The 11,579-nt window shown below is 70.3% G+C and carries 10 protein-coding genes, 1 tRNA gene and 1 pseudogene; 8 read left to right on the forward strand and 4 right to left on the reverse strand.

The genetic code is table 11. From position 1 onward, the window contains the following. The first annotated feature begins 49 nt into the window (after positions 1-49). Complete coding sequence (locus tag DB32_RS23015; protein WP_053234793.1) at positions 50-1,030, forward strand: diguanylate cyclase; 981 nt, start codon at positions 50-52, stop codon at positions 1,028-1,030. Here DB32_RS23015 and DB32_RS23020 read toward each other — a convergent pair. Then, positions 1,031-1,906 (reverse strand): annotated as a pseudogene (locus tag DB32_RS23020) (ABC transporter ATP-binding protein); the annotation flags it as partial. It lies immediately after the preceding gene. A 111-nt stretch (positions 1,907-2,017) separates the two neighbouring features. Then, complete coding sequence (locus DB32_RS23025; RefSeq protein ID WP_053234795.1) at positions 2,018-2,701, reverse strand: hypothetical protein; 684 nt, start codon at positions 2,699-2,701, stop codon at positions 2,018-2,020. Positions 2,702-2,828: 127 nt separating this feature from the next. On the opposite strand from DB32_RS23025, the gene DB32_RS23030 reads away from it, so the two are divergent. Beyond that, positions 2,829-3,110 carry a DUF3467 domain-containing protein gene (locus tag DB32_RS23030; RefSeq protein WP_053234796.1) on the forward strand — a complete coding sequence of 94 codons (282 nt, stop codon included), beginning with the start codon at positions 2,829-2,831 and terminating at the stop codon, positions 3,108-3,110. Here DB32_RS23030 and DB32_RS23035 read toward each other — a convergent pair whose 3' ends face one another. Further along, positions 3,111-5,405: a serine/threonine-protein kinase gene (locus tag DB32_RS23035; RefSeq protein WP_053234797.1), complete on the reverse strand. Its 2,295-nt coding sequence runs from the start codon at positions 5,403-5,405 to the stop codon at positions 3,111-3,113. It abuts the gene before it with no gap. Between the two features lie 87 nt (positions 5,406-5,492). Between DB32_RS23035 and DB32_RS23040 the strand changes: the two genes are divergently transcribed. Beyond that, the gene (locus DB32_RS23040; RefSeq protein WP_236604942.1) at positions 5,493-6,014 is read left to right on the forward strand and encodes a cyclic nucleotide-binding domain-containing protein; all 522 of its coding nucleotides are present in this window, start codon (positions 5,493-5,495) and stop codon (positions 6,012-6,014) included. Positions 6,015-6,017: 3 nt separating this feature from the next. Here the strand turns inward: DB32_RS23040 and DB32_RS23045 are convergent, their stop codons facing one another. Continuing rightward, positions 6,018-7,535, reverse strand: coding sequence for a putative metal-binding motif-containing protein (locus tag DB32_RS23045; RefSeq protein ID WP_053234798.1), 1,518 nt, complete (start codon positions 7,533-7,535; stop codon positions 6,018-6,020). 129 nt (positions 7,536-7,664) lie between these two features. Between DB32_RS23045 and DB32_RS23050 the strand changes: the two genes are divergently transcribed. From DB32_RS23050 to DB32_RS23065, 5 genes are all read left to right on the forward strand, one after another. Further along, a tRNA-Arg gene (locus tag DB32_RS23050) sits at positions 7,665-7,738 on the forward strand. 67 nt (positions 7,739-7,805) lie between these two features. Further along, positions 7,806-8,477 (forward strand): GspE/PulE/PilB domain-containing protein, encoded by a 672-nt coding sequence (locus DB32_RS23055; RefSeq protein ID WP_053234799.1) that lies wholly within the window; start codon positions 7,806-7,808, stop codon positions 8,475-8,477. A 319-nt stretch (positions 8,478-8,796) separates the two neighbouring features. After that, entirely contained in the window at positions 8,797-10,335 is a 1,539-nt protein-coding gene (locus DB32_RS23060) for a hypothetical protein (RefSeq protein ID WP_157069309.1), read from the forward strand. Positions 10,336-10,431: 96 nt separating this feature from the next. After that, the gene (locus DB32_RS46995; RefSeq protein ID WP_157069310.1) at positions 10,432-10,581 is read left to right on the forward strand and encodes a hypothetical protein; all 150 of its coding nucleotides are present in this window, start codon (positions 10,432-10,434) and stop codon (positions 10,579-10,581) included. A gap of 134 nt (positions 10,582-10,715) precedes the next feature. Continuing rightward, positions 10,716-11,555 (forward strand): pyruvate, water dikinase regulatory protein, encoded by an 840-nt coding sequence (locus tag DB32_RS23065; RefSeq protein ID WP_053234801.1) that lies wholly within the window; start codon positions 10,716-10,718, stop codon positions 11,553-11,555. Positions 11,556-11,579: the final 24 nt, after the last annotated feature.

Raw genomic sequence — 11,579 nt, forward strand, 5'->3', positions numbered from 1 at the left:
GATCTCGAGAGCGTCGACGGGGACGCCCCAGAGCTGTACCATCAGTCCTGTGGAGACCGCCCGCGGGAGCGCCCCGCCGCCGCCGGCGCGCATCGCCGTCGTCGACGACGATCGCGTCACGCGCGAGTACGTCGCTGGCCTTCTGAGGGGCCACGGGTACCGCGTGATCGCGGTCGACGGCGCGCAGAAGCTGCTCGACCTGCATCGTCAGGGGCAGGTCGATCTCGTGCTGCTCGACGTGATGATGGAGGGCCTGAGCGGCGTCGACTGCTGCCGGATCCTGAAGTCCACGACGCCGCCCGAGATCTTCGTGCCGGTGATCCTCGTCACCGGGCGCACCGATCCCGAGAGCCGCATCGAGGGCCTGCGCATCGGCGCGGACGACTACGTGACGAAGCCCTTCGACGAGCGCGAGCTGCTCGCGCGCGTCGAAGCGATGCTGCGCATCAAGCGCTCGCACGACGACCTCGGCGCGGCGCGCGAGCGCCTCCAGCGGCTCGCGGTGCAGGACGAGCTCACCGGGCTGTACAACGTTCGCTACCTGAACTCGCGCTTGACCGAGGAGTACAAGCGCGCCGAGCGCCACCGCGATCCGCTCGCGCTCGCGATGATCGACGTCGATCACTTCAAGCAGGTGAACGATCGCTTCGGGCACGAAGCGGGCGACGCCGTGCTCCGCGAGGTCGGCGTGCGCCTCAAGAAGTCGGTGCGCGAGATCGACGTGGTCACGCGCTACGGCGGCGAGGAGTTCGTGGTGCTGCTGCCGAGCACGCACCTCGCGGGCGCGCTCGTCGTCGCGGATCGCGTCGCGCGCACGCTGCGCGAGGAGCCGTTCGACGTCGCGGGCACGAAGATGCCGGTGACCGCGTCGATCGGGCTCGCGCTCTTCCCGAGCCGCGGCGTGCACTCGAAGGAAGAGCTGCTCCGCTCTGCGGATCGCGCGCTCTATCGCGCGAAGGACGAAGGACGCGATCGCATCTGCGTCTTCCAGGAGCAGGGCTACCTGTTCGCTCCCGGAAAGACGGGCTGACTAGGCGCTCGCGCCCTCCGCGGCGGCGGCGCCCGCCTTCTCGAGCGTCTGGATGAACGCGCGCTCGAGCGTCTTCGTGAGCGGCGCGACGTGGCGAACCTGCTGCCCGGACGTGATGGCGAGCTCCAGGATGAACCGCGCGTCCTTGCCCGAAGGAACGCGCACCTCGAGCGTGCTCCCGTCGCGCGTCACCACGCAGCCGCCGACTTCGAGCGCGGTCTTGAGCGAGTCGGGCTCGCCCTTCCCTCGCACCTCGAACACGCCCTCTTCGCTCGCGACGAGCGGCGCGAGCGCGCCCGCGTAGAGCACCTCGCCGCCCGCGATCACCATCACCTGATCGCACGTCTTCTCGACGTCCGGGAGGATGTGCGTCGAGAGGATGACGCTCGCCCCGGTGCGCTGCGGGATGTCGACGATCAGCGCGAGCATCTCGTCGCGACCGCGCGGATCGAGTCCGCTCGTAGGCTCGTCGAGGAGCAGCAGCTTGGGATCGCCGACGAGCGCCTGCGCGAGCCGTGCGCGCTGGCGCATGCCGGTCGAGAACGAGCCGAGCTTGCGATAGCGCGCCTCGCCGAGGCCGACGTAGTGCAGCACCTGGTGCGCGCGTCCGATCGCTTCGCGCTTCGGGAGCCCGCAGAGCTCGCCCGCGAGCGACGTGAACTGCAGCGCGGTGAGCTCGGGGATCACCGAGTCGCCCTCGGGCATGTACCCGATGCGCGCGCGCACCTCGAACGGGCTCCGCGCCACGTCGAGGTCGAGCACCTTCACGCTGCCGTGATCGGGCGTGAGCAGCCCGAGCAGTGTCTTCAGCAGCGTCGACTTGCCCGCGCCGTTCGGCCCGAGGAGCCCGATGCGCCCTGGCTCGAGCTTCAGCGTCACGCCCTTGAGCGCGCGCAGCTCGCCGTAGCGTTTCTCGACCCCTTCGAGCTCGATGAGCGCCATCGCGCCGCGAACGTAGACGGCCCCGACGACGCGGGCAAATCGAGATCAGCGCTTCGTCTTCGGCTGCTCGCTCGCCGGCTCGGGGCTCGAGGGGCCACCGCGCGGGATCGGGATCACGCCCAGCCGCGCGCTGCCCGCGAGCAGCAGGAGCGCCGCGATCGCGAGCACGCCAGCGCCGTACTCCACGCCGACCTCCAGCAGCCGCCCGGTCTGCGCCGACTGCTCCTCGGCGCTCTTCGTGACCTTGAGCACCGTGTAGACGAGCGAGACCAGCGGCGCGAGCGCGAACACGACGCCGACCAGACGCGCGCCGAGCATCTCGAGCGGCGTGCGACGGCGCGCGAGGATCCACACGAACATCGCGGCGACGAACGGGATCGTCCACACGCTCGGCGCAGGCCCGGTCGCGGTCTCGAAGCCGCTGAACGTGCGCGTCTGCGTCGCCGTCGTGATCGTGAGCAGCGGGAGCGCGAACCCGATCGCGGAGAGCGCGACGCCGGCCATCACGAGCCCGCGCCCGAAGCGCGGCTCGAACATCGACACCGGCTCGTCGTGCGACGGAAGGTCGCTCCCCTCGAGCTCGGGATCGCGCGGCAGCTGATCGAAGGGCACCAGCGCGAGCTCGTGCTCCGGGCACTCGCGCTCGCCTTCGAAGCACTCGCGGCAGAACGGGCAGAAGAGCAGCGGCTGCTGCTTGCCGGGATCGGGCGGCGCGTCGCGTTCGGGCATCGAGAGAGGCGGTGCTGCCGGTGCGGTGGAGGCGCTCATCGCCGTGCTGGACACCGCCCCGGCGACGCGGTTCCCACACTGCCTGTTATAGTCGCGCGCTGCGCTCGACGAGCAGCTGGAGAGCACGATGGATCAGCAGAATCCGCCCAACGCACCGCCCGCGGACATCACGATCAAGGCCGAGGACGAGGTCGCGAAGGGTCGCTTCTCGAACCTCGCGCAGGTCGGCTCGAGCTTCGACAGCTTCGTGCTCGACTTCGCGTTCGTGCAGGGCCGCGCTGGTTGGCTGCTCAGCCGCATCCTCCTCTCGCCCGCGCACGCGAAGCGCTTCCACGCGGCGCTCGGCGAGACGCTCGCGCGGCACGAGGCACGCTTCGGCCCGATCGAGCCGCCGCCCACGATCCAGTGATCACGGCGTGACGAGGATGCGCTCCGACGTCGTGCCCTCGGCGAGGCGCACGCGCCGGATCACGGGCGCGCGTCCCGCGATCGCCGCGCGCACCTCGACCTCCTGACCGACCTGCAGGCCCGTCACCTCGATCGGCGCGGCGCCGCGCACGACGCCGTTGACCATCACCTCGGCGCCCGGCGGCTCGGTCTCGACGCGCAGCGTCGCCGGCAGCGGCGCGAGGACGACGAACTGCCGGAGCGCGCCCTCCGTCGGCGAGAGCTGCGCCGTCCACGGTTGATAGCCCGCCATCACGACGTCGACGCGGTAGCTGCGTCCGCTCTCGATCCCATCGGTGATCACGATCGGCGTGACGCCGTCGACCGGCCGGCCGTCGATCGCGACGCTCGCTCCGGTGGGCGACGAGATCACCTCGATCGCCGGTGGAGGCGCCGCGCCGAGCACCGCGGCGATGGCGAGCACGCCGAGCACGACCACCGCGACCGCGGCGATCGCGAGCATCGCCGAGCGACGACGCGAGTCGGCCGGCTCGAACCCACCGGTCGCGCCGGGAGGGCTCGGCGGCGGCGACGCGAACGGATCGACGCCCGGCGTCGGCGCCGTGAACACGAGCGCGGTCGGCGGCGCGATGACGCTCGGCGGCTCCCAGGGCGCGCGTGGCGCCGGCGCGACCGGAGCCGCGCGCGGAGGAGGCGGCGGCTCGACCCACACGCTCGGTGGCGGCGCAGCTCGTTGCGCGCTCGCGGCCTGCGGCGGCGCGGCGTGCTGCGGGACCTTGCCTGCCCACTGCACGTTGACCCTGCCGCGCTCGCTCTGCGCCTGCTGCGCGCCCTCGATCTTCGGCGCGGCGGCGAGCAACGCCGCAGCGAGATCCCCCGCGTCGACGAGCGTCGCGTCCTGCTCGCTCCACTCCTCGTCCTTGAGGCGCGTGGGGTCGTCCCACTCGGGCGCGGAGTGCGTGTCGTCGGTCGGCTCGTCGGGCGCGCGACGAGGCGACGTCGTGCTCACCGGAGACACCCACGCGCCGCTCGGGCCCACCACCGGCGCCGTGACCTGATCGCTCCCGCCGTTCGCCGCGCGCGGCGACGCAGCGCGCGTCGGCTCGCCTTCGACGTTGCGGCGCGGCGGGCGCAGCGTCGGCCTCCCGGTCGCCTCCTCGGCCGGGCTCGTCGCGGGCTTGGTCACGCGCTGCGCCTTGCGGAACGGCAGCACGTCGTTGCGCGTCGCGTCCTCGTCCTCCTCTGCGCCGAGCTCGAAGAGCACGCTCTTCGACTGCGCCGCGGGAGCGAGCGAGTCGCGTCCGATCGGCTCCTCGACCGACGGCAGCTTCATGATCGCGCTGTGGCGCTGCACTTCGTTCGGGAAGAGCGTGCCCATCAGCTCGGCGAGCCGCGCCGCGGTGAACGTCGGGCTCGTCTGATACAGGAACTGCGTGAGCGCCTGCGCCATCTCCTGCGCGGACTGATAGCGATCCTGCGGCTCCTTCGAGAGCGCCTTCATCACGATCGCGGAGAGCGCCTTCGGGATGCTCGGACGGCGCGTCTCGGGCGGCGCGACCTCGACCTTGCGCACCTTGTCGAGGAGCAGCGGGACGTTGTCCTCCTGGTAGAGCATCCGTCCCGTGAGCAGCTCGTAGAGGACGACGCCCGTCGAGAAGATGTCGGAGCGGTGATCCATCGGATCGCCCCACGCCTGCTCCGGGGACATGTAGTAGTACTTGCCCTTGATCACGCCGGCTTCGGTCTGACCACTGCGCAGCGCGGCCTTCGCGATCCCGAAGTCGACGATCTTCACCTCGCCCGCGTACGAGATCAGGACGTTTTGCGGGGAGATGTCGCGGTGCACGATGCCGAGCGACGCGCCCTCCGCGTCGCGCTTGCGATGCGCGTAGTCGAGCCCGTTGCACATCTCCGCCGCGATGTGCGCGCAGAGATCGATCGGCATCGCGCGCTTCATCTCGGTCGTCCGGCGCATCACGCGATACGCATCGGCGCCCTCGATGAGCTCCATCACGATGTAGTACGTGTCGTCGATGCAGCCGAGGTCGAACGTCTGCGCGATGTTCACGTGCGTGAGGAGGACGGAGATCTTCGCCTCCTCGACGAGCATCTGCACGAAGTGCTCGTCCTCCGAGTAGCGCGGATGGATGACCTTGATCGCGACGACCTTCTCGAAGCCACCGAGGCCCTTGGTCTTCGCGACGTACACCTCGGCCATTCCACCGACGGCGAGTCGACGCGTCAGCGTGTACGGCCCGAATGGGCGAGGCAGGTCGAGCTCTTCGTCGATCGCCAAAGGAACGCACCGAGTCTACCGGGAGCGAGAGGTCCGGCGGAAGCGCGATGCTTGCCGCTCCTCTTTGCCGGTGAGAGGATGCCGACCATGAGCGACACGCGCGCCTCGATGGATCGGGTGGACCCCGCGATGCTCCGAGAGGTCGGTCTGTTCGGCGGGCTCGACGACGAGACGCTGGGCGTGCTGTGCCGCGAGCTCCCGGTCGAGCGCGTCCACGTCGGAACGCGTGTGGTTTCCGAGGGCGACCCTGCTCGCGAGATGTTCGTGGTGCTCGACGGCGAGCTCGAGGTGCTGAAGCGCACCAGAACGGGCAGCGAGATCCGCGTGGCGATGCTCGGCCCCGGCGGATGGTTCGGCGAGATGTCGATCCTCGACGTGCAGCCGCGCAGCGCCAGCGTGCGCGCGCTGGCGCCGAGCCGCGTGATGCGGCTCAGCGCCGAGAGCGTCGATCGACTGCTCTATCGCCGCGACCTGAAGGCGTACTCGCTGTTCGTGATGAACATCGCGAGAGAGCTCAGCCGAAGGCTCCGCGTCGCGGACGGCATCCTCGCCCAGTTCGTCGGCACGATGGCGGACGAGTACGTGACGAAGACGAAGTCCGGCGGCTGACCGTCAGCGGCAACGTTGGGCGACCGCGCGCGGGCCGAGCCCCGCACACGACGAGCCCGAGATGGGGGGCAGACACTCGAGGTGCTGGGCCTCTGCACCGCATGCCGGCGTCGTGCTTCCGCTCCAGCCACTCCGGCTGCGACACTGCGACTCCGTACCGCCGCCACAGGCCGTCACGTTCGTGAGCGTGTAGCGCCGCGTCTCGACGTTGTCGCAGTCGTAGTCGAAGTCGCGCGACGCCGGTGCGCCCGCGATGGGCGAGCCGAAGTACTGCGTCTGTCCGGGGAACGCGCTGCTGTTCGAGTCCGCGCAGTCCGTCTGCCCGGTCGTGGGCGCCCGGTCGGTCCACGATCCTCCGGCGCCGCACGCCGCCGGCGCGGCGCTGGGGGGCTCGCAGGCGCTCGTGGTGACGGCGCCGCTCGCCGCGAACGTGTCACCGTCACAGTCCGCGTAGAACGTCGTTCGGACGCCGTTGTCGACGCCACCCGCGCAGTCGTTGTCCAGGCCGTCGCAGACCTCGGTGCCGCCCGGCCGACACGATCCACACGAGTCGTTGCAGTCGTCGTCGTTCGCGACGTATCCGGCCGGAGCAGCGCACGCCGTCATCGGGCTGGTCGCGCTGCCGAACGTGTCGCCGTCCAGATCGCGGTAGAAGGTCTGGAGCACACCTTCGTCCGTCGCCGTGTCGCAGTCGTTGTTCTCGCCGTCACACGTCTCGGCGCGCCCGGGGTGACACGCCGAGCACGAGTCGTTGCAGTCCATCGCGCGCGCGACGTAGCCGCTCGGTGCCGCACACGCCTGCATCGTCATCGCAGCGTTGCCGTACGTGTCGCCGTCGGCATCGCGATAGAACGTCGTGGTCACCGACTCGTCGACGCGCTCGTCGCAGTCGTCGTCGACACCGTTGCAGATCTCGTCGACCGGCGATACGACGCCCTCGCACTCACCGTACGTTCCGTCGACGCATCGCTGCGTCCCGTAGCTGCACTCGCCGACGTCCGTCGTGCCGCACTGCACCGGCGCGCTGCCAGGAATGCACGTGCATCCAGCGTCGGCCTCGTTGCTCGCGCCGTCGCAGTCTTCGTCCTTCAGGTCCGCGTCACAGACCTCGGTGCCCTCGGGCCCGCACGCCTCGCAGTCGTCGTCGCAGTCGCGATCGTCTTCGACGTAGCCCTCGGGCGCGTCGCAGGACCTGATCGAGCTCGCGCGATCACCGAAGCCGTCGCCGTCGGCATCGCGATGAAAGGTTCGCTCTTCGCACGCGGGCCCCGAGTCGATCCCCGAGTCCTCGGTCGTTTCCACGCCTGCGTCGTCCCACGTCATGCCGTCGAGCGGCACGACGCTGCCGTCGCGATGGCAGAGACCGTCGCGGTACTCACCGCCATTGGGGCACACGCAGATCCGCCGGTCGGGTGCTTGGCGGAGCAGCTCTCCGCACTCGAGCGGTGTCTCGCAACCGGCGGCCAAGGCGCTCGCCGCGAGCACGAGGAGAGGAGAGATCCGAACGAGACGTCGACGCATGACCAGGCTCCGTGAGGGCTGTGTGAGATCGTGAGGTGATGCGGGCAACCGCAACCACGCTCATCGACTCGAGCTCGTCGGCGTTGCGTCTTGCGTCGCGACGCACCGCGCGATACACCGCTCGTCCTCGGGCTCTTAGCTCAGCTGGATAGAGCGTCGGCCTCCGGAGCCGAAGGTCACAGGTTCGAATCCTGTAGAGCCCGCTTCGCTGGCGCGTGCGACCGGCGAGATACGCAGCGCGAACACACGGACGGAGCGCGAGGGGGAGCGTTGGACGTCCTGGATCTCCTGGCGCGCGAGGGAGTGATCGCGCCGAGCGACGTCGCGATGCTGCGGAAGCGCGGTGGATCCGCGATCGCAGCGGTGATCGACGCCGGGCTCGCAGGCGACGACGTGGTCGCGGACCTGCTCGCACGCGAGGCGGGAGCGGTCGTGATCGATCTCGATCGCGGCACGCTCGAGCACGAGGCCGTGCGGCTCGTTCCCGAGGAGATCTCGCGACGCCATCTCGCGATCGTCGTTGCGCTCGAGCCCAGCGGACGATCGGTGCGTGCGGCGTTCGCGAACCCGCTCGACGAGCGCGCGATCGCCGACATCGCCGCCGCGGCCGGCCGCGGTGTGCGCGCGATGGTCGCGACGGTGTCGTCGATCCGACGCGCGCTCGATCGCGAGTACGGGCCCGACGCGACGCGCGTCATCGAAGCGCCCGCGGGCACCGACGACGAGATCGCCCCCGAGTCGACTCGTCGAGTCGCGACCGGGCGCCGCCGCGCGACCGAGCCACCCGAAGAAGTACCGCGTACGATGCCCGTGCATCGCCTCGAGCAGGAAGCGACGATCGAGCAGCGGCACGAAGCGCTGCTCCTCGCGCTGATCGAGAAGGGCGTGATCACGCGCGCGGAGTACGGCGACGCGCTGAAGCGCCTCCTCAGTCGGCGCTGACGATCGCCGTCAGCATCTTTACGCAACGACGCGAGCGTCGCGTTCGCAAGCTGCCGTCGAGCGAAAATCCCAGCGTTTCCGCGTGGCGTGTGTGCTGCATGCATCCCGGTCCGGCGAGGTCCGACCGGCCGGTGCGCTCGCAATGGTTTGCTCACGACGAGGCGAAGCTCCGGTGCCGGTACCGGAGCAGAGTGGCTTGACTCTGCAGTACGCCCAGCGATATGCCGCGCGTTCTTCGACGAGAGGCGGGAGGGCCTCGTCGTCCAGATCTGCGGGGCCGAGCTCGGGCGCGGCCAGCGTCGATTCGGGAGGATTCGTGATGAGGAGAAGTGCTTGGTTCGCGCTGCTGAGCGCAGTCGCCATCGCCGGATCAGTCGGCTGCGGTGACGACGACGGTACGGTGATCGACGTGGACGCACAGCTTCCCGACGCCGGTCCGATGACCGGCGACTCGGGGACCGACGGCGGTGGAGCGTCTGCGTGCGGCACGACGGGGCGCGTGGGCGGCCTGTGCCGCGCCGGTGCCTGCATGGAAGGCCTGGAGTGCATCCAGGAATTCGCGGTGTCCGGTGCGCAGCTGACGCTCCGCAACGCGTTCGGCTACCCGCAGGCCGAGGCGACCGACGCGACGAACGAGACGTTCCGCGAGGTCGAGACGCCGAACCCCGCGAACGACATCCCGATCACGTTCGCGAACGGCTCGCTCTGCACCGAGCAGTGCGACGTCAGCGCCGACACGGACATGTGCGGGTCGTGCGCCCGCTGCTCGCAGAACATCGGCGAGGACAACCTCGGCGTGCCCGTCTGGCTGTTCTTCCAGACCGCGGACCGTGCGTACGGTGAGGACACCGGCATCTGCCGCGGCACCTGCACGTTCGACCCCGCGACGAACGGCGGCTGCCCGACGGGCTACAGCTGCGATCCGCTGACGAACCTGTGCTTCGAGTCGTGCCGCAACAGCGCGCAGTGCAACGGCACGATCGTCATCACCGAGGAGAACAACTTCGCTGGCTGGGTCGTCCCGGACACCGGCGTGAGCTGCAGCACCACGACCGGCCGCTGCGAGTGGGAGAACGCGGCGACGGCGACCGTCGGCGAGGCGTGTGACGCGACGACGGATTGCGCCGCCGACATCGGCCTCTGCCTCCGCGGCGGCACGTGCGCGGAAGCGCAGTGCGCGACGGCCAGCGACACGACGGCGGAAGGCGTGTGCGACGGCGGCCGCGGCATCTGCCTGCCGTTCGGCGGCAACGACGGCTCGCTCTGCGTCGACGGCTGCGCGGCGACCACGGACTGCCAGCCCGGCAACACCTGCGTGCCGCTGCAGGACACCTCGGGCAATCCGATCAACGTCGGTGGCTTCATGGGCTACTGCTTCCCGCTCTGCGGCGGCGAGGACAACCTCACGTGCCGCGCCGGCGAGGCGTGCGAGCTCGAGCCCGCGACGGGCGGCGAGGTTCCGACGGGAACGTGCCGTCCGACGTGCGATCCGGCGGCGACGCCCGGCACCTGCGAGACGGGCGAGACCTGCGTCGCGGTCGAGGGCGAGACCTACGGGTTCTGCGAGACGCTCGGCGGGACCTGCGGCGACAGCACCGACTGCTTCCTCGACCAGGTCTGCACCGCCGACATCGTGAGCAGCGACCTCGGCCGCTGCGTCGACCCCTGCGAGGACGGGATGTGCACGCCGGACACCGACGTGTGCCAGCCCAACGTCGCGGCGTCGGGCACGCTCGCGGGCCTGTGCACCACGCCCTGCACGATGGCCACCCAGGCCACCGACTGCGGCGCCGATCGCGTCTGCCGCGTCGCGGCCGGCGCGGACACGGGCTCGTGCGTCCGCCGTCCGCCCGCGTGATCGCGTTCGCGATGTGACCTGAGACGAGCCCGGCGCCTTGCGGCGTCGGGCTCTCTCGTCTAGACCTTCGGCCCCTACGTTTTCGAGGAGCGAACGATGTTCCTGATGATCTCGCGGAAGCCCCGCAAGCGCGACCGCTCGCGGTCCAAGCGCGCGAAGTCGAAGCTCAAGGCCAAGAACCGCCGCCGTGTGAACCGCATGGCCGGACGTCCGCTCGGCCGCGGCGGGCACCCCAGCAACAGCTGAGCGCGCTCCGCTCGAAATTCGTGCGACGACGCGAGCCCGGGTGCTTCCTCTCACGAGGGCGCCCGGGCTTCGTCGTTCCGTCACGCTGCGGCGAGTGTCGCGAACCGTCCGGGCGTGGTAGACAAAAGAGCACGATGGACGGCCACCAGATCTTCGTCGTCAGCGACTCCACCGGCGAGACCGCCGAGCGCGTGGTGCGCGCTGCGCTCCTGCAGTTCCCTCATCACCGCGTGCGCGTGCGCCTGTTCACGCGCGTGCGAGATCGCGACGCGGTCGCGGAGGTGCTGCGCAAGGCTGGCGAGGCCGGCGCGATGGTCGTGTTCACGCTCGTGTCGCCCGAGCTGCGCGAGTCGTTCCACGAGATCGCGCAGCAGGAGAAGGTCGAGACGGTCGACGTCATCGGCCAGCTCATCCACAAGGTCGCGACGTACGTCGAGGCGTCGCCGCTGAACCAGCCGTCCGCGACGATGCCGCTCTCCGAGGAGTACTTCCGGCGCGTCGAGGCGATCGAGTTCGCCGTGAAGAGCGACGACGGCAAGGAGCCCCGCAACCTGCGCAAGGCCGATCTGGTGCTCGTCGGCGTCAGCCGCACCAGCAAGACGCCGCTCTCGACGTACCTCGCGGGGCGCGGCCTGCGCGTCGCGAACGTGCCGCTGGTGCTCGGGGTGTCGACGCCCGCGGAGCTCGAGGACATCCCGTCCGAGCGCGTCGTGGGGCTCACGATCGGCATCGATCAGCTGCTCGAGATCCGCAAGGCGCGCCTGGTCCAGCTCGGCATGCCCGCGGACACCGCGTACGGCCTGCGCGAGCACGTGCGCAGCGAGCTCGAGTACGCCGAGAGCATCTTCTCGCGCCATCCCGACTGGATGGTGATCGACGTCAGTGGTCGCGCGATCGAAGAGACCGCGACGATCATCCTCGAGTCGATCAAGGACCGCGAGGAGAAGCGGTTCCAGCAAGAGATGTCGCTCTGAGCTTCCCGGGGAGGCTGCGCGCCT

Source organism: Sandaracinus amylolyticus (assembly GCF_000737325.1).
In the GTDB taxonomy this organism is placed as follows: Bacteria; Myxococcota_A; Polyangia; order Polyangiales; family Sandaracinaceae; genus Sandaracinus; species Sandaracinus amylolyticus.